Genomic DNA, 16,658 nt, shown 5'->3' on the forward strand with positions numbered 1-16,658 from the left:
AAGAAGATGGAAAGTAAGCTGTTTGGTGAACTGGATTTTACTGCTTTAATGAAGTAATGGCACGGACGTATAACCAGGACTTGGGGCAGGTCTTGAACCTAATTGGTTTTTTGGCTATCATTTAGTATACTATCCGATTGGACAACGTAATTGTTATCCATCAAATTTAACTCAAGAGGACAGACGCATCCGATGAAAAAATTCAAGTTTCCCAAGTTCAAGATTCAAAAGGCTGAGCCACAGCAGCTTACCGAGCGTTTGCTTTTAATCAATCTATACTTTACACAAGGTCTGACACTGATTATCGGAGTTGTGTGGATCTTATTGCAGAAACGAAACTTGTTAGATGTACTCGCATGGCCTGACAATTACCAATTTATATGGTGGGGTCTTGGTCTTGCAGGCATTATGCTTGTTATGGACTTGGTACTGTCGTATGTTATACCTCAGGAAAGTATGGATGACGGTGGAATTAACGAGATGTTGTTCCGTGGGCGTCCGATCTGGCACATTGTATGTATAGCAGCCATTGTTGCTGTGTGTGAGGAATTATTATTCCGTGGAGCCATCCAACATGCCATCGGTCCTTACTGGACAAGTATTTTATTTGCAGTTATCCATATTCGTTATTTGCGCCACTGGATTCCAACAGGCTGGGTGTTTGTCTCAAGTTATGGATTGGGTTGGATTTACTTGCAATCCGGCACATTATGGGCGCCTATATTATGTCACTTTATTATTGATTTGGTGTCCGGATTAGCGATACGTTTTCGGAGGGGATCATGAATCAGCCATTAAGTAGAATGAAGACATATGGCAGTCAGCGCCATCGTCAATCGGATAAAAAAGAGAAATCCGAGCGTCAGGTGGCTTCTCAAGTAAGCATCGTTGTTGAAACGGCAGCAGCTGCTGAGGTTGGCGGAATCACACCAATTACTTCTGTTTCTTTACCTAGATCACAGCGCAAGCCTTATACAGAAAAGCTGGAAAGTCCAGTACTTCCTCAAAGGGCACCATCACGCTCCAAAAAAACGCCAACATCAACGGAAGAGTCGATCCCCGAAGCGGGTTCGCTTCCTACACGGACAGAATTACATCCTTCACGTCGGTTAAAATTGAGCAAGAGGTTTGTCAATTCACTCATTTTTATTTTTGTCATGTTAACGATTAGTCTGGTTTGGTGGGGGGTTGAAGGGGCACCCGCTCTGAATACGTTCCTTCCCTTACCGTGGTAATGCTTTTAATCGCAGGTTTAATCATTTTGATGGGAGTTTTACTTCTTTTTCATATGTGGCGTGAAGCCCATATTCATCAAATGATTGAAGAAGAGGTTGAAGTGCCTCATCTGCCAACATCCTTTGACGGGGCTAAGATTTTGTATGTATCCGACACGCACAAGCGCAAGCTGAAGCAGAAGGATCTGGAAAACGTTAAAAACAAGGTGGACTGGGTTCTCATCGGCGGGGATGTTGCGGAAAAAGGAATCTCATGGTCTTTAGTTAGACATAACATGAAAATTTTATCGAACATTGCTCCTTCATTTACGGTGTATGGCAACCATGACAAGAGGGCTGGTACCGCTCAACTTGCGCGAATCCTTCGGGAATCGGACGTTAAGCTCCTGCAGGATAATGTGGAATATCTGCAAAGAGGCAACGACAGATTGAGCCTGATCGGCATAGACTATCGTTCCAAACAGGGCGATGTATTACTACAACAGATCGGTAACCGTTTTTGCAAAATTGCTATCGTTCATGATCCTTTGCAGGCCCTTCGCTTGGAGGAAAATGCAGATCTTATTTTAAGCGGTCATACACATGGAGGACAATTGGTTTTACCATTTTTCGGACCTGTGTTCCTGAGCAAAGTGTATCGTCCCGTATCGAATGGTTGGTACTCCCTGAAGCGAAGTCCGGAGGACATTCACCAAGAAGGCAAAATGCTTGTTAGCAGAGGATACGGTACAAATCATCTTCCTCTCCGACTAGGTTGTCCTGCGGAGATGCATATCATCACGTTAAGAGTGCCCGCGGAAAAAGCACTCACAGAGAAACAGCCTTGATCCATTGGATCAAGGCTGTTTTATTTTAATGCGCAAAATTTCAATTTAACGAGCTTCCAATTCAATTGCACGCGGATCAACAAAGGAATAACCTTTCTTTTCGAGCTTGGTCAGCAACTCATCCAATGCTTCAACCGTCCATGGCAACTCGTGCATCAAAATATTGCTTCCGGGATTTAACTGGTCCAGTACATTTTGAATGACTTTTTCCGGTTTGTCTTTGGTACTTTTATCCCAATCGAGCGAACCATTAGACCAAGTCATATATAACATGCCATTTTTCTTCACAGCAGCCTTCAGTGCATCATTTCCCGACCCAAAAGGTGGACGGAAGAATTGCGGTTCCTCACCAATGGTATCCTTCACTATTTTTTGGACATCTGTAACCTGTTTTGCCGCCTCAGCGTTGGACATTTTTTTGAGATCCTCATGATCCCAGGCATGATTGCCTACAATCTGACCCCGTTCATGTATGAGTTTGAGCAATTCCGGATGGCTTTTTACCCGATATCCATTGACGAAAAATATCGCTTTAGCGTTATGTTTATCTAAAGTGTCGATCAGTGAAGTAATCATTTTTTCTTCTTTGGGTCCATCATCAAAAGTTAACAAGACCACTTTGTTTGGGCTCGCTTCATCGTTTGGTTTAATATAATAATTTTCATTCATATGATACGTCTTTTCCACTTTCTCTTCTGTAGAAACCTTCTCCGAAGATTCAGGTTCTTCTTCTGTCGCAGTTGAATCTTCCGTTGAAGGCTCGGGCACATCAGTTCCGGGTTCTGCTGTTTCAGTTGGGTTAGAGTTACCTTGCTCTTCTTGACTCGTGGTAGTCGATTCGCCCGCTGGTGCGGAATTTTCAGATGTTTTTTCTTCCGCTGTCCCACAAGCTGACAGCAGTAAACTTGCAGCAATTATCAATGCGGCGGTATGTCTGAACATGATTTCAACTCGCTTTCCTGTATTTATACGGAATGAGATCGCTCACTACCGCAAACACTAAATATGATTTTAACACTTGAAGGAGGTTGGTGTAATGAAGACGTCATCCTTTTTTTGGGGCATTGTCATTGGTGTTGCAGCCAGTTCATGGCTGTCCAAAGGCAAATTGCCCATGATGTCATCGGGTTCATCAAGAAATATGATGGATCAGGCAAAACATAAGATGATGGAAATGACTTTCCCGGGTATGGACGGGTTCACAAGTAAGCAAAATCAACATGGTGAATCCCACAAAAATCCGGCAGCAAAGACCGCAAGAGCAATCACACCGCAGGAAAAAGAAGCGAATATGAGCATGCTCAAAGATTTTATTCGCACCAATCCGGATGTAAAGCATGAAGTTGAGCAAATTTTAAGTCAAACAAACACAACAGTACCGGGTTTATAAACCAAAACCACCAATTAGAATCATCCACAGTCTAGATTGGCTGTGGAATGATTCTTTTTTTGTCGATTTTACTTCGTGCATTTAGAGGTATAAAATGATAACATAACTACATAGATTTATTTTCAGCACATATTGTTTTGTGCTTCATAATCTGTTATAAGACTTGCTTATAAAGGGGAGATCCTGTATGAAAATAGAACGACTAAGTCACGATAAGATACGGATTTTCCTGACCTTTGACGATCTGAGCGAGCGCGGAATACAAAAAGAAGATATGTGGCAGGAAATACCTAAGGTTCATGAACTGTTCACTGAAATGATGGATCAGGCCTATTCCGAACTTGGATTTGATGCCACAGGTCCACTCGCTGTCGAAGTATTCGCACTTCCCGCTCAAGGGATGGTTGTCATTGTCACACGTGGAAAATATGATCCGCAACAATATGGTTCAGGTCATGAAGATGATCTTCCTGAAGAAGTATATGAAATGGAAGTTACACTCGAGCAAAGCGATTCCATCGTTTATGCATTCAAGGACTTTGAAGTGCTCATTGAAGCTGCACATATGTTGCGTCAGCATGTTACGGATGCTGGGAGACTTTATTCTTATAAAGACAAGTGGTTCTTGCATTTGGAGCCAGATGAGGTAGATTCCACCAAACATGCGGCATTGATTGCTTTGCTTGCTGAATTTGGCGAAGGCTCCTCAGTTACTCCAGCAGTTATGGAAGAGTATGGTAAGGTTGTTATTCCTGCACAAGCGATTGATGTTATCTGCACCCACTTCAAACGCCAGGATTAATCTCTAGTTGTAATCGCGTCTTTAGTCAGAGGAGGGAATTTCGGTGCTTTTGTTTTCGGTCTTAGCGGCAGCAGTTGCTCCGGGTCTCGCCTTGTTAACATACTTTTACCTGAAAGACCGTTATGATTATGAGCCACTTCATATGGTATTGCGGGTTTTCCTCATGGGGATTCTGATGGTACTGCCTGTGATGATTATTCAGCGTGGCATGATGATGTGGCTCGGGGATAATCCTTATCTTGAGGCCATTCTGATCTCAGGTGGTGTGGAGGAATTCGTTAAATGGTTCGTACTTTATCATATCATCTATAATCACACCGAATTTGATGAGCCGTATGACGGGATCTTATATGCAGTCGCTGTTTCACTTGGATTTGCCACTGTTGAGAATGTGTTGTATGCCTTTGCGGGGAATGCATCCGTCTCAGCCATGTTCCTTCGGGCACTGCTCCCTGTTTCAGGGCACGCTATGTTTGCGGTAATCATGGGTTATTATATGGGTAAAGCCAAGTTTATCGGTGGTAAGAAAAAGCGGTGGTATCTGGTTCTTTCTCTGGTGTTACCTTTTTTCTGGCATGCATTGTACGATGTCATCATGAACACCATGGTGAATCATTGGTTGTGGTTTATAGCGCCGCTAATGGCGGGCCTGTGGTATGGGGCAATGGGTAAAATCACACGAGCTAATAACCGTTCTCCTTTTCGTTTTGTGAAGCGGGAGGAAGAGGTTAAATTATAAAAATACGGACACACTGGTGGACATAAAGCGCATATTGCGCCTATGGCTCCGGTGTGTTTTTATTTTTACGGATAAACTCCCGGGGAATGACCAACAGAAACGGAGATCGTTGTGATGAGAATTAAAATTAAAATCAGATGCAAACAATGCGGTGAACGATTTACATTACGAGGCAAGAAAGAGCGGGGCCGGATTGAGACGGGATTCAAGCAGTGCCTCTGTGATAACAGAGACCAGTTCGAAATTGAAGAAGAGGGCATGGCAACTGGGATTCAGCTGAATTAAAATAAGGACCCAAACGGTACTTTAGCAACCTGCTTGTGTAAGGACTGGAAATCGCATGCATAAGAGATCTTTCTTCGATCCACAATAGAGGTAGTGGTTTAGAAGAAAGGAGACTCTACCGATGTATAAACGATTAAGTTCAGTTATGTTTCCGATATTTGCGGTTCTGCTGGTCGGTGCGCTCGTGTGGGGCTATCAGGAGAATCAGGAGAAGAATGCAATTCTGATCAAGGCAGAGAATCAATATCAGCGTGCCTTTCACGATTTATCTTTTCATATGGACAAATTGCATTCGGAGATTGGTAACACCTTGGCGGTTCACTCTACATCACAGGGGATGCATCGCAAAGGTCTGATGAATGTATGGCGACTCACCAGTGAAGCGCAGAATGAGATCAACCAACTGCCACTTACCATGCTGCCATTTAACGAGACAGAGGAGTTTCTCTCGCGTATTTCCAACTTTGCCTATCGGGCGTCGATGCGTGACTTGACAAACGAACCGCTAAGTGAGAAGGAAATGGGCAACCTGAAAAAGCTGTATCAGAATTCATCCGAGATTACCAAGAATCTGCAGGATGTGCAGCAGAAAGTCCTGACGGACCGATTGCGCTGGATGGATGCAGAGACTGCCATGGCAACGCAAGAGCAAACCATGGACAACACGATCGTTGATGGTTTTCGTACGGTGAACAAAAAGGTGCAGGAATACCCGGAGCTTGATTGGGGTCCTTCCGTATCCAATATCTATGCAAAACGATCAGTCAAGAAACTGGGCGGCTTACCGGTGACCAAAGAACAGATTCAGAGCAAGGCTGCAAAATTTTCTAATGCGGATAGTAGCAAAATCCAAGTGCAGGAGAACGGCAAAGGAACAGACTGGGAGTCCTACACCGCCACGATTGATCATGCCAACAATGGCAAACTGATGATGGATTTCACCCGTAATGGCGGAATGCTGATCTCTTACAGTGATACGCGTCCAATCGGAACCAAAAAAGTGTCTCGTCAGAATGCCATGGCTAAAGCGGATCAATTTCTAATGAACAAAGGCTATAAGGATATGAAGGCTGTAAACTACGATGAATATGGTAATCTGGGTAACCTTACTTATGTGCGTAAGCAAGGAGACACTTTGATCTATCCAGAGAAAATGTCAGTTCGTGTAGGTTTGGATACAGGCGAAGTAACCGGCTTTCAGGCGAGTGACTTTGTCTACGAACATAATGACAAGCGCAAAATTCCGAAAGCAACTCTTACGGAGCAACAGGCGCGGAAAAAGCTGAACTCGGAGTTCGAAGAAAATTATGTTCGCAAATCCTTGATTGAGAATGATTACAGCAAAGAAGTATTGTGTTATGAATTCGGAGGGAAAATTAACGGTTCTCGTTACCGGATATACATTAATGCAAATACAGGAATGGAAGAAGCGGTTGAAGAGATCAAACCGGTCAATGCAACCTCATAAAAAGATGGATAATCTGAATTTTAAGCTGAGCGAATAACTGCGGCAGACCACGATGTGGTCTGTTTTTTTCTTGTTCAATGTGAGAAAGGTCATGGTATAATAGTCCTTGTACATACGAAGATAAATACATAAAGTGGCGGTGAACAGCTTGTTTCCGAAAATAAATGAAATTTTATACATCCAGATTGCTTCTGCAGATGAAAAAGAGGAACACAAAGAGTACAAATCACGCATTGCAGATATGGATGACAGCAGTTTTCTGATTGAGGTCCCGATGCAACAAGGAAGCAGCCGTCTGAAAAGGCTCTTTTTCGGAGAGGAATTGTCCATTTCATATATTACGGAGGATGGGGTCCGGCATTATTTTAATACCTATGTCACGGGATTTGAGGAAGATGTGGTCCGTCTTGTCCGTATCCGCAAACCGCTTCCGAGCGATATATCCAAAATACAACGACGCAGCTTTCTTCGTGTTCATGCAAACCTCGAATTGGCCATCCAGAGTGAAGATCTGACCCGTGCCGTCGGATTGACTGAAGATATTGGTGGCGGTGGATTGTCCATCTACGGCGAAACAGGTTTTTCAATAGCTGAAGGTCAAAAACTGAAATGCTGGTTGCTGGTTCCCTACCGGAATTCAACCATTGAACATGTGAATTTTGAAGCTGAAGTTGTGCGGATCAAAACCCTGGAAACCGGCAGACAGCTATGCATGCTGAAATTTGTGCAGATTTCAGATTCGGAGCGCCAGAAAATTATCAAGTTTTGTTTCGAACGACAATTGGACTATCGTACGAAATAGGAATGTTGTGGCATAAGAAGAAGGAACTGCGGGTACCGTAATGAAAAAAACGGAGGCATTGCCATGAATCATCGTCATGCAACCCGCAGATATGAACGACTTTATTATGTTTTCTCCAGGCGAATGGAACGAAAGGTTACGATTCTGATTACAGTCCTTCTAATCTTGCTTGTGGTATATCAATTGCTGCTGTTGGTACCCGGCTTCAAAAAGAATTTGACCACCATTGACCGCCTGGAAGGAACGCCAATTGAAGTGCAAACGATGAATGATTACGAACATCGTTGATTTGTCTGTTTTTGCATCCATGTGTAGAGTGTGGTATAATTTTCACGATGCAGGCAATGCCTGTTTTTTTATTGAGGTTTATCGTTTGAGGAGGAATGCCCCGTTGGCAAGCCAGAACACATCAGAGAACGGGAAAATGAACGTTGCAATTGACGGACCTGCCGGTGCCGGGAAAAGCACGGTGGCCCGATTGGTTGCAGAGGCGCTCGCGTATGTATACGTCGATACAGGCGCAATGTACCGTGCGGTAACCTTGCACATGCTTCGGAAAGATATTGCGCCGGAAGAAGTGACACAGGTACTTCAGGAAGCCCAAAAGCTGGTCATTGATTTACAACCGGATCCCGACGGACAGAAAGTGTTCTGTAATGGGGAAGAAGTAACCTCGGAAATCCGCTCCCGTGAAGTGACGGGAATCGTGTCCCGATATGCGCAAATCGAGGGGCTGCGTACGCAATTAGTGGATACTCAGCGGCAAATGGCTTTGCGCAAGGGCGTCGTCATGGATGGACGCGATATCGGAACGACAGTATTGCCCGATGCGGAAGTGAAAATCTTCATGACTGCCAGTGTCGAAGAGCGTGCACTTCGCCGCTTCAAAGAACTGGACCCCTCTGAAGGACTGACGTTGCAACAACTGGAGCGAGACATTGCCACCCGTGACAGATTGGATGAGAATCGGGAAATTTCCCCATTGCGTTGTGCTGAGGATGCTATCGTCCTTGATACAACGGAGATGAACATTCATGAAGTGGTTGACAAAATCGTATCTTATTGCACAATGGTCAGAGGAGAGATCGGTCTATGATTTACACATTTTGCAGCACATTACTGCGGATCATTTATACCATTCTTTTCCGCTTGGAGGCCGTTGGACGGGAGAATATTCCGAAAGAAGGCGGCGTACTTTTATGTTCCAATCATATTAGTAACTTCGATCCTCCAACCGTTGGTATCAAAATTCGCCGTCAGGTGCGTTTTATGGCCAAAAGCGAATTGTTTGACATTCCGGTACTCGGCCGAATTATTAAAGCCGTGGGCGCTTTCCCCGTTAAACGTGGAGGTGTCAGCAAGGAATCCATCAAAACCTCACTCAATATTTTGCGTGATGGTCAAGTGCTTGGAATCTTCCCCTCAGGAAGCCGTCACAATGATGGAGGTATCGGCAAAAAAGGGGCAGCGAGTTTTGCTCTCCGCAGTGGCGCTACAGTTATTCCTACTGCTATTATCGGTAACTACAAAGTTTTTCGTAAGATGAAAGTTGTATATGGAGCACCAGTAAGTTTGGACGAGTTCAAGGAAGACCCATCTGGAGAAGCTCTGGAGAAGGCGACTGAAAAGATTATGTCCAAGATTAACGAAATGGTGCAAACGGGCGTGCCAAGCAAGTAATGGCTTCGTCGGTAGCTGAGTGCATGTTTCCATATTTTTGAGGGAGACTAAAGCTTAAGCACTCAGTGATGAAAGTGTTTTGAACTCTGCTACAGGCAGGTTTGAATATAATGGGGTTTTTGAATTGAGGAGGGTATTTGACATGTCGGAAGAAATGAAAAATCAAGAAGCAACCCAAGATGAGTTGGATCAATTCGTTTCCTTGAAAAAAGGAGATACCGTAAAAGGAACCATCGTCAAATTGGAAGATAACCAAGCCTATGTGAGCATTGGATATAAATATGACGGTGTCATTCCAATTCGTGAACTGTCTTCATTACATGTTGACAGCGCGTCTGACGCAGTTGAAGTTGGACAAGAAGTTGAAGCTAAAGTTCTTAGCATCGACGACGAGAAAGAAAAACTCGTTCTGTCCAAACGTGCAATCGACAGCGAAAACGCATGGGATCAATTGCAAAAGCATTTTGAAGACCAAGACGTATTCGAAGTTGTTGTAGGTGATGTTGTTAAAGGCGGTCTGGTAGCAGACGTGGGCGTACGTGGATTTATCCCGGCTTCCATGGTTGAACGCCATTTCGTTGAAGACTTCAGCGACTACAAAGGACGCACACTGCGTGTTAAAGTGAAAGAGATCGACCGTGAGAACAACAAAGTGATCCTTTCCCAAAAAGACGTACTGGAGCAAGAATTCGAAGCAAACAAAGCTACAGTAATGGCTGGTTTGCAAGAAGGTCAAGTGATCGAAGGTACAGTACAACGTTTGACTCAATTCGGTGCATTCGTTGATGTGGGCGGAGTTGACGGTTTGGTTCACGTATCCGAGCTGGCTTGGACACACGTTGAAAAACCATCCGACGTTCTGTCTGAAGGTGACAAAGTTAGTGTGAAAGTGCTGAAAGTTGACCCTGAAAAAGGCAAAATCAGCCTGAGCATGAAAGCTGTTCAACCAGGTCCTTGGGAAACAGCAAGCGAAAAATTCAATTCCAGCGATATCGTAACAGGTGTTGTAAAACGTCTGGTTGACTTCGGTGCATTTGTTGAAATCGCTCCTGGTGTTGAGGGACTTGTGCATATCTCGCAAATCTCCCACAAACACATCGGCACTCCTCATGAAGTGCTGAAAGAAGGACAGGAAGTTCAAGTTAAAATCTTGGACATGAACCCTTCTGAGCAACGTGTAAGCTTGAGCATCAAAGAAACAGAAGAAGCTCCAGCTCAACCACAAAAATCAGAAAGACCTTCAAGAAACAACGCTCCGCGTGAAGAAATCAACAATCCAAACGTTTCCTTGAACAATCAAGGTATGAGCACTACGCTTGGCGAACTGTTTGGAGACAAACTCAGCAAATTCAAATAAGTTAACAATGCATGGTTCTAAGTTATATACTGCATATTTTGCTGAATAACAAAAGCAAGATCGGCGAGCCCCAGGCGGGTTCGCCGATTGTTTTTATTGCGAGTAATTTGGCATGAAACGTTAGCCAAGACATATCTTTTTTGCTATGATGAGTATCGTAAGTATGGACAGGAGGAGTGGAATGTATGGCAAGACCCGTTGTGGCAATTGTCGGACGACCGAACGTGGGTAAATCCACCATTTTCAATCGGATCATCGGCGACAGACTGGCCATTGTGGAAGACAAGCCGGGCATTACCCGTGACCGCATATACGGAATCGGTGAATGGAACGGTAAACCATTTAGTATTATTGATACAGGTGGTATCGAAATTGATGGTGAAGATGTAATCTTAAAATCGATTCGGATGCAAGCAGAGCTCGCTATTGAAGAAGCGGATGTTATTGTATTCATGTGTGATGCAAAAGCAGGTATTACGCAATCGGATGAAGAGGTAGCAGAGATGCTCTACCGCTCAGGCAAGCCTATTGTTGTAGCCGTTAACAAAGTGGATAATATCGGACGAAGTGAGCTCATTTATGAGTTTTATGGATTTGGTTTCGGTGATCCCATTGGCGTATCCGGAAGTCACGGTACAGGTGTAGGTGATTTGCTTGATGCAATTGTGGAGAAGTTGCCAGAACTTGAGGAAGAGACTTACGATGAAGATGTTATTCGTGTAGCTCTGATTGGACGTCCTAATGTGGGTAAATCTTCACTGGTGAACGCGATTTTGGGAGAAGAGCGTGTCATTGTAAGTGACGTGGCTGGAACGACCCGGGATGCAATTGATACACCTTTTGAAAAAGACGGCCAACGTTACGTGCTGATTGATACAGCAGGTATGCGTAAGCGTGGTAAAGTATATGAAACAACTGAGAAATACAGTGTAATGCGTGCGATGCGTGCGATTGAGCGTGCAGATGTTGTTCTGATTGTCATTAATGGTGAAGAAGGCATTATTGAACAGGACAAGCATATTGCAGGATATGCATTCGAAGCTGGTAAAGCGTCATTGTTTGTTGTGAACAAATGGGACGTAGTAGAGAAGCATGACAAAACGATGAAAGAGTTTGAGAGAAAAATTCGGGATCACTTCCTGTTTATGACTTATGCTCCGGTCGTATTCTTGTCAGCCCTCACAAAACAACGCTTACAAAAACTGTTGCCGGTTGTGCAACGTGTAGCAGAGCAACACTCGTTACGTGTGCAGACACATCTGCTTAACGATGTGGTGTCTGATGCGGTTGCGATTAATCCTCCGCCAACGGATAAAGGACGGAGAATGAGAATTAACTATGTGACTCAGGTTGCAGTTAAACCGCCGACCATGGTTATTTTTGTGAACGACCCTGAGTTGATGCACTTCTCATATGAGCGCTATCTGGAGAATAAAATCCGTGCAGCGTTTGATTTCGAAGGAACACCAATTCGCATATTTACTCGGAAGAAGTCCGACGAAAGTTAGGGGAGAAGTGTGTGATTTTACAAATCGCAGCGATTGTACTGAGTTATTTACTCGGTTCGATCAGCTTTAGTGTCCTCCTTGCCAAAGCGATACGGGGGATCGATATTCGTCAGCACGGAAGCGGAAACGCGGGAGCTACCAATACGTTGCGTATTTTGGGTAAAGGACCGGCAATTGCTGTTCTGTTACTTGATGTACTTAAGGGTGTTGCAGCTGTATGGATAGGAATCTGGCTGAGTGACGGATCTGCCTGGATTCCTGCACTCAGTGGTATAGCAGCCATTGCAGGACATAACTGGCCGCTTTACTTCCATTTTCGTGGAGGAAAAGGCATTGCCACAGCCATTGGTGTTCTGGTGAGTCTTGCTTTCCTACCTGCGTTATGTGCTGGGGTGATCGCCATTCTGTCTATTGTATTGACACGCTATGTTTCATTGGGGTCTCTGATTTTTGTAGCATTTACACCCATCTTTATCCTGGTATTACCCGGATATTCAATGAATATCTTCTGGGGGAGTCTGATTATTTGTCTGTTTGCGTTCTGGAGACATCGTACCAATATTGCGAAGCTCGCCAAAGGACAGGAAAATAAATTGGGATCGAAAAACCCTGGAGGGGGTAAACGAGTTGTCTAAAAAAGTTGCTGTTCTGGTCGCTGGAAGCTGGGGGACAGCTCTGGCCAGTGTACTCGCCGCCAATCAGTTGGACGTGATGATGTGGACACGTGGTGAAGACCAGGCTAACGAAATCAATAACAAGCACACCAATACTCGCTATCTTCCGGATGCGGAGCTTTCACCACGGATCCAAGCAACAACTGATATGGAAGCTGCGGTGGAAGGCGCTATAGCTGTGTTAATTGTTGCGCCTTCATCAGCCATGCGTGCAGTTACGAACCAGCTTAAGGCTTATTACAAGCCTGAGATGTTAGTCATTCATGCAACCAAAGGTTTTGAGACAGAAAGCCTCAAACGGATGTCCACAGTCATTTCAGAAGAGCTTGAATGTGAAGAAGGACGTGTGGTTGTTCTTTCTGGCCCAAGCCATGCGGAAGAAGTGGTGAAGCGTTGTCCAACGACAGTGGTTGTAGCTTCACTGGATAAGGCATCTGCCGAGTCTGCCCAAGCTTTGTTTATGAATGCCTATTTCCGGGTTTACACGAATCGGGACATGATTGGTGTTGAGCTTGCAGGCGCATTCAAAAATATCATTGCTCTTGGTGCAGGCATGTCCGATGGTCTTCAATTTGGTGATAATGCCAAAGCCGCTTTGCTAACACGAGGTCTGGCAGAGATCACACGTATTGGTGTTGAGATGGGAGCAAATCCGCTAACGTTTTCGGGACTTGCCGGCATCGGGGATCTGGTTGTAACGGCTACAAGTCAGCACAGTCGGAACTGGAGAGCAGGTTCCATGTTGGGTCAGGGACAGAAGTTGGATGATGTTCTGAAGTCTATGGGCATGGTGGTAGAAGGCATTCGAACTACGCAAGCTGCCTATTTCATCTCACAAAAATACGGTGTGCAAATGCCAATTGCGGATCAGTTATATCACGTTTTATTCCAGGAGAGACAGCCGCGTGATGCGGTTGAAGCCTTGATGGGACGTGACCCGAAGACTGAAATGGAAGTCATGAAGCTTGAAACCTGGGAGCAGTGGCATTCCTGATTGTAATCAGCCTAAACGTACCTTGTGAAATAAGAAGCTTATTCACCTTTTCTGTAGCAGACTCATACTATACACATGAGTATTGCCGGAGGAGGGGAGACGAATGGGTAACAACATTTCCAAAGATGCACTGAATGCAATCAACAAGAAAACGGGTAAAACGATAACTGAAGGTGCCGTTAAGAAATTGGCAAGCACGGTGAAACCAACGACGATTCAGAATGAAGCTCAGTTGCGCCAATTGATCAAACAAGTATCCGCCATGGCGAAAGTTCCGGTATCTGAGGATACGGTTAAGGATATTGTGAGTGCGGTCAAGAAAAGCGGATTGAATCCGAGCAGTATGGAATCGTTAATGAAAATGATGATGAAAAAATAATAGATCACACCTGCATGTACAGGTGATCCAGTAAGACAAAAAGACGAGTCGGCTTCTGCCGGCTTGCTTTTTTGTCTTTTTTTTGGAAAGTTGAGCTGAATTTCGTGTTATAATGGTTGCAATTGTCACAGTGTCAGTGATGAATATCGGACTGAAGGGGAGACTGCTGGATTATGAGCGCAATGGACAAGATGTGGCTGTCATTGGTGGCCATCCTCATTATGGGATTATCTGTATTCCTGATTACGTTTGCTCGTGCCAAAACAAAAGGTATTGTACGGGGGATTCTTTCTCTAATTGCATTTTTGATTATGCTGATTGGCTTTTTCGGTGGAATCGCTTCTCTGACCTGATTTCCCATGCCTGAAAGATAACATCCGCATAAGCACATCATAAGAACTGACACAATGAACACGGATGAGGGGAGTGTGAGCCTATGGGGCCGCATGATACGGAGGGTCGGACAGAGCGTTATCCGGAATTACACGCGGCTTTGCTGGAAACGGCCAAAGCCTGGAACACACAGCCACAGACATGGTTACTTGGAGGAAGTTGTGGGTTGCTGCTTCAAGGGGTGGAGTTGCAACAAGCTCCAAGAGATATTGATATCTATGCGGATGTTGCTGCTGCTAAAGAACTTCACCGTAGCGCTCCGGGGGAAATGCTTGACGAGCCTACAGTGGACAAGACAGGACCGTATGCTTCTCTGCTGAGCCACTATCAAGTGGGTGAATGTGCGCTGGAATTGGTTGGTGGTTTCGAAATATGGGCTCGCAAAAGTTGGTACCGTATCGAGATTGAACATGTACTTGCTCCACATGCACCAGTAGCACAAGTAGGTTCATATACCCTGCGACTGATGCCGCTTGCGCATGAGCTGTTGTTTAATCTGCTGCGAGGTCGTGAAGATCGTTATGTACCCATTGCGACACAGATGCGTCAGCAACCACATGCACATCAACCTATAATGATGCTGTTAAGTCAACAGAATGTATGGACAGCCCGCTTCAGAGCCGAAGTGGAAGAGCTTGTTGGCTTTGCATGGCCCCAGTAGGTTGAGGGAGGAAAATGATGGACTATAAGATAACTTTTTTACCTATGAACAAATCGATAGCGCTCAAACCAGGGGCAACACTTCTGCATGCAGCACGACGTGCTGGAGTCAAGATTACGACCCGATGTGATGGTAAAGCGGCTTGCCTGATGTGCAAAGTGAACGTGGATGAAGAACATCGGGCGGAACTGTATCCACCAACAGATGCAGAAAAGCGCAAGCTGGGTTCACTGTTGGAAGCAGGTACACGACTGTCCTGTCAGGCCAAGGTGTGTGGATCTCTATCGGTTCATGTTCCAGAGGACCCGCTGAAGGCAGCCATTCGGAAACAACTGGAACGTCAACAACAGGAAGACGACTGGTTCTGAGCGTTATGAAATTGATTCTCTAATGAGTTATTCAAGGAGGACACGAATGATTAGGAACAAGCCAAATTGTGTTGAAAGAAGCAGACGGCAGCGTCTGAAACATCAGACGGGTGGTCTGCTGTTATTCCTGTTGTTTGCTTTTACAGCAAGTGGTTGTATGTATCCATCCCAGAGCAATTCGGACCCAAAGATAGCCTATCGGGAAAGCGTGAGCCGTATCCAGAGTGCGGTCGAGGCATTCCAGAAAGATGAGGGGATTTTGCCAATCATCAATGCAGATATGGAAACGCCAAAATATGAAAAGTTCAGAGTGGATCTGCCCAAGTTGAAACAACTGGGGTATCTGGATGAAATACCAGGAACCGCTTTTGAAAGTGGTGGGAGCGCTTACTTCCTTATTCAGGACGAAGAAGTGAATCCGACCGTTAAAGTGATGGATCTTCTGACTGTACAGAAAGTAAACGATGTGCAACGAATGGTTAATCAATATAAGTCCGTACATAACAATAAGCTGCCAGGTGGGGAAGAACTGTATCCGGGGTTATATGCTGTGGATATGGAGCAGGCTGCACAGGCGGGCACACCTTCCATTACGCTGAATAGTGTATATTCAGGTCAGGCGTTACCTTTTATGATGGATGACGAAGGCAAAGTCTATGTAGATTATGCTTTTGACATTATGCAGGCAGTGGAAAAGTCTGACATGTCCCCAGCAGACACTGAAGATGTTCGCGATTTTCTGTTGGAACACTCCTACTTCGTACCCGTTAAATCGGTTCCCTATGCTTGGCAAAATAATGCGCCGATTGCCCAGCCCATAAAATAAGCATGGTTGCAATTCAAATGATTTAGGTGTAGGACCGCCATGGCTCTAATGGTTCAAAAAGAGATATTCCAAATAAGGGATATCTCTTTTTTCTTTTGTTAGTATCAGCAATAACCGTCATAAAAGCTTCACGGATCACATAAAGTAGATTGAAATAAAGACGCGTAGTCCGAGATCGGGGGATTCTCCTAATGTCATCACCATAAGATAAAAAAACAAAAATACGCGTCATATTGCCGCATACGGATACATAAGATGATACTAGTCCAA

General features: G+C 44.7%; 22 protein-coding genes. 21 read left to right on the top strand and 1 reads right to left on the bottom strand.

Annotated features, from left to right (window positions below):
• Positions 1-192: 192 nt before the first annotated feature.
• The 3 genes from BLS69_RS04400 to BLS69_RS04410 are packed head-to-tail and all read left to right on the top strand — an operon-like array spanning position 193 to position 2,062.
• Positions 193-786: a CPBP family intramembrane glutamic endopeptidase gene (locus tag BLS69_RS04400; protein WP_036607728.1), complete on the top strand. Its 594-nt coding sequence runs from the start codon at positions 193-195 to the stop codon at positions 784-786.
• The gene (locus tag BLS69_RS04405) at positions 783-1,235 is read left to right on the top strand and encodes a hypothetical protein (RefSeq protein ID WP_091028905.1); all 453 of its coding nucleotides are present in this window, start codon (positions 783-785) and stop codon (positions 1,233-1,235) included. The genes BLS69_RS04400 and BLS69_RS04405 overlap by 4 nt, the downstream gene beginning before the upstream one ends.
• A 29-nt stretch (positions 1,236-1,264) precedes the next feature.
• Positions 1,265-2,062, top strand: a complete 798-nt coding sequence (locus tag BLS69_RS04410) for a metallophosphoesterase (RefSeq protein ID WP_176872574.1) — start codon at positions 1,265-1,267, stop codon at positions 2,060-2,062.
• A gap of 45 nt (positions 2,063-2,107) precedes the next feature.
• Here the strand turns inward: BLS69_RS04410 and BLS69_RS04415 are convergent, their stop codons facing one another.
• Positions 2,108-3,004: a polysaccharide deacetylase family protein gene (locus tag BLS69_RS04415; protein WP_091028909.1), complete on the bottom strand. Its 897-nt coding sequence runs from the start codon at positions 3,002-3,004 to the stop codon at positions 2,108-2,110.
• Between the two features lie 94 nt (positions 3,005-3,098).
• Between BLS69_RS04415 and BLS69_RS04420 the strand changes: the two genes are divergently transcribed.
• The 18 genes from BLS69_RS04420 (at position 3,099) to BLS69_RS04500 (ending at position 16,388) form a co-directional block, all read left to right on the top strand.
• Complete coding sequence (locus BLS69_RS04420) at positions 3,099-3,452, top strand: hypothetical protein (RefSeq protein ID WP_047843572.1); 354 nt, start codon at positions 3,099-3,101, stop codon at positions 3,450-3,452.
• Positions 3,453-3,639: 187 nt separating this feature from the next.
• Complete coding sequence (locus tag BLS69_RS04425) at positions 3,640-4,254, top strand: genetic competence negative regulator (protein ID WP_076209900.1); 615 nt, start codon at positions 3,640-3,642, stop codon at positions 4,252-4,254.
• Positions 4,255-4,297: 43 nt separating this feature from the next.
• A complete protein-coding gene (gene prsW, locus BLS69_RS04430) occupies positions 4,298-4,993 on the top strand; it encodes a glutamic-type intramembrane protease PrsW (protein WP_062835211.1) in 696 nt (231 codons plus the stop codon).
• 114 nt (positions 4,994-5,107) lie between these two features.
• Entirely contained in the window at positions 5,108-5,278 is a 171-nt protein-coding gene (locus BLS69_RS32060) for a hypothetical protein (protein WP_165980215.1), read from the top strand.
• Between the two features lie 121 nt (positions 5,279-5,399).
• Positions 5,400-6,746, top strand: a complete 1,347-nt coding sequence (ypeB, locus tag BLS69_RS04435) for a germination protein YpeB (protein ID WP_076209902.1) — start codon at positions 5,400-5,402, stop codon at positions 6,744-6,746.
• A gap of 148 nt (positions 6,747-6,894) precedes the next feature.
• Positions 6,895-7,548, top strand: coding sequence for a flagellar brake protein (locus BLS69_RS04440; protein ID WP_017687679.1), 654 nt, complete (start codon positions 6,895-6,897; stop codon positions 7,546-7,548).
• 63 nt (positions 7,549-7,611) lie between these two features.
• Complete coding sequence (locus tag BLS69_RS04445) at positions 7,612-7,836, top strand: hypothetical protein (protein ID WP_091018057.1); 225 nt, start codon at positions 7,612-7,614, stop codon at positions 7,834-7,836.
• Positions 7,837-7,939: 103 nt separating this feature from the next.
• The gene (cmk, locus tag BLS69_RS04450) at positions 7,940-8,644 is read left to right on the top strand and encodes a (d)CMP kinase (protein WP_091028913.1); all 705 of its coding nucleotides are present in this window, start codon (positions 7,940-7,942) and stop codon (positions 8,642-8,644) included.
• The gene (locus BLS69_RS04455) at positions 8,641-9,228 is read left to right on the top strand and encodes a lysophospholipid acyltransferase family protein (RefSeq protein ID WP_076209906.1); all 588 of its coding nucleotides are present in this window, start codon (positions 8,641-8,643) and stop codon (positions 9,226-9,228) included. The genes cmk and BLS69_RS04455 overlap by 4 nt, the downstream gene beginning before the upstream one ends.
• A 142-nt stretch (positions 9,229-9,370) precedes the next feature.
• A complete protein-coding gene (gene rpsA, locus BLS69_RS04460) occupies positions 9,371-10,585 on the top strand; it encodes a 30S ribosomal protein S1 (RefSeq protein ID WP_036607712.1) in 1,215 nt (404 codons plus the stop codon).
• Between the two features lie 185 nt (positions 10,586-10,770).
• Positions 10,771-12,093 (top strand): ribosome biogenesis GTPase Der, encoded by a 1,323-nt coding sequence (gene der, locus BLS69_RS04465; protein ID WP_076209907.1) that lies wholly within the window; start codon positions 10,771-10,773, stop codon positions 12,091-12,093.
• A gap of 11 nt (positions 12,094-12,104) precedes the next feature.
• On the top strand, positions 12,105-12,728 hold the full coding sequence (gene plsY, locus BLS69_RS04470; RefSeq protein ID WP_076209908.1) for a glycerol-3-phosphate 1-O-acyltransferase PlsY: 624 nt from the start codon (positions 12,105-12,107) through the stop codon (positions 12,726-12,728).
• On the top strand, positions 12,721-13,761 hold the full coding sequence (locus BLS69_RS04475; protein ID WP_036607707.1) for an NAD(P)H-dependent glycerol-3-phosphate dehydrogenase: 1,041 nt from the start codon (positions 12,721-12,723) through the stop codon (positions 13,759-13,761). Before plsY ends, BLS69_RS04475 begins: the two co-directional genes overlap by 8 nt.
• 103 nt (positions 13,762-13,864) lie before the next feature.
• Complete coding sequence (locus tag BLS69_RS04480; RefSeq protein ID WP_017687687.1) at positions 13,865-14,140, top strand: stage VI sporulation protein F; 276 nt, start codon at positions 13,865-13,867, stop codon at positions 14,138-14,140.
• A gap of 173 nt (positions 14,141-14,313) precedes the next feature.
• Entirely contained in the window at positions 14,314-14,493 is a 180-nt protein-coding gene (locus tag BLS69_RS04485) for a DUF2768 family protein (protein WP_017687688.1), read from the top strand.
• Between the two features lie 83 nt (positions 14,494-14,576).
• Entirely contained in the window at positions 14,577-15,194 is a 618-nt protein-coding gene (locus tag BLS69_RS04490; RefSeq protein ID WP_091028916.1) for a hypothetical protein, read from the top strand.
• Positions 15,195-15,211: 17 nt separating this feature from the next.
• On the top strand, positions 15,212-15,562 hold the full coding sequence (locus BLS69_RS04495) for a 2Fe-2S iron-sulfur cluster-binding protein (RefSeq protein WP_091028919.1): 351 nt from the start codon (positions 15,212-15,214) through the stop codon (positions 15,560-15,562).
• Between the two features lie 46 nt (positions 15,563-15,608).
• Positions 15,609-16,388 (top strand): hypothetical protein, encoded by a 780-nt coding sequence (locus BLS69_RS04500; protein ID WP_091028921.1) that lies wholly within the window; start codon positions 15,609-15,611, stop codon positions 16,386-16,388.
• Positions 16,389-16,658 lie beyond the last annotated feature (270 nt).

This window comes from Paenibacillus sp. CF095 (assembly GCF_900101225.1).
Classification (GTDB): domain Bacteria; phylum Bacillota; class Bacilli; order Paenibacillales; family Paenibacillaceae; genus Paenibacillus.

What these genes read in the sequence shown, in the direction of transcription:
- BLS69_RS04415 (WP_091028909.1), bottom strand. Translation starts at nt 3,004, where the DNA reads ATGTTCAGACATACCGCCGCATTGATAATTGCTGCAAGTTTACTGCTG.
- BLS69_RS04405 (WP_091028905.1), top strand. Translation starts at nt 783, where the DNA reads ATGAATCAGCCATTAAGTAGAATGAAGACATATGGCAGTCAGCGCCAT.
- BLS69_RS04425 (WP_076209900.1), top strand. Translation starts at nt 3,640, where the DNA reads ATGAAAATAGAACGACTAAGTCACGATAAGATACGGATTTTCCTGACC.
- BLS69_RS04495 (WP_091028919.1), top strand. Translation starts at nt 15,212, where the DNA reads ATGGACTATAAGATAACTTTTTTACCTATGAACAAATCGATAGCGCTC.
- BLS69_RS04490 (WP_091028916.1), top strand. Translation starts at nt 14,577, where the DNA reads ATGGGGCCGCATGATACGGAGGGTCGGACAGAGCGTTATCCGGAATTA.
- BLS69_RS32060 (WP_165980215.1), top strand. Translation starts at nt 5,108, where the DNA reads ATGAGAATTAAAATTAAAATCAGATGCAAACAATGCGGTGAACGATTT.
- BLS69_RS04480 (WP_017687687.1), top strand. Translation starts at nt 13,865, where the DNA reads ATGGGTAACAACATTTCCAAAGATGCACTGAATGCAATCAACAAGAAA.
- BLS69_RS04455 (WP_076209906.1), top strand. Translation starts at nt 8,641, where the DNA reads ATGATTTACACATTTTGCAGCACATTACTGCGGATCATTTATACCATT.
- BLS69_RS04410 (WP_176872574.1), top strand. Translation starts at nt 1,265, where the DNA reads ATGGGAGTTTTACTTCTTTTTCATATGTGGCGTGAAGCCCATATTCAT.
- BLS69_RS04400 (WP_036607728.1), top strand. Translation starts at nt 193, where the DNA reads ATGAAAAAATTCAAGTTTCCCAAGTTCAAGATTCAAAAGGCTGAGCCA.
- BLS69_RS04420 (WP_047843572.1), top strand. Translation starts at nt 3,099, where the DNA reads ATGAAGACGTCATCCTTTTTTTGGGGCATTGTCATTGGTGTTGCAGCC.
- rpsA (WP_036607712.1), top strand. Translation starts at nt 9,371, where the DNA reads ATGTCGGAAGAAATGAAAAATCAAGAAGCAACCCAAGATGAGTTGGAT.
- der (WP_076209907.1), top strand. Translation starts at nt 10,771, where the DNA reads ATGGCAAGACCCGTTGTGGCAATTGTCGGACGACCGAACGTGGGTAAA.
- BLS69_RS04445 (WP_091018057.1), top strand. Translation starts at nt 7,612, where the DNA reads ATGAATCATCGTCATGCAACCCGCAGATATGAACGACTTTATTATGTT.
- BLS69_RS04500 (WP_091028921.1), top strand. Translation starts at nt 15,609, where the DNA reads ATGATTAGGAACAAGCCAAATTGTGTTGAAAGAAGCAGACGGCAGCGT.
- BLS69_RS04485 (WP_017687688.1), top strand. Translation starts at nt 14,314, where the DNA reads ATGAGCGCAATGGACAAGATGTGGCTGTCATTGGTGGCCATCCTCATT.
- ypeB (WP_076209902.1), top strand. Translation starts at nt 5,400, where the DNA reads ATGTATAAACGATTAAGTTCAGTTATGTTTCCGATATTTGCGGTTCTG.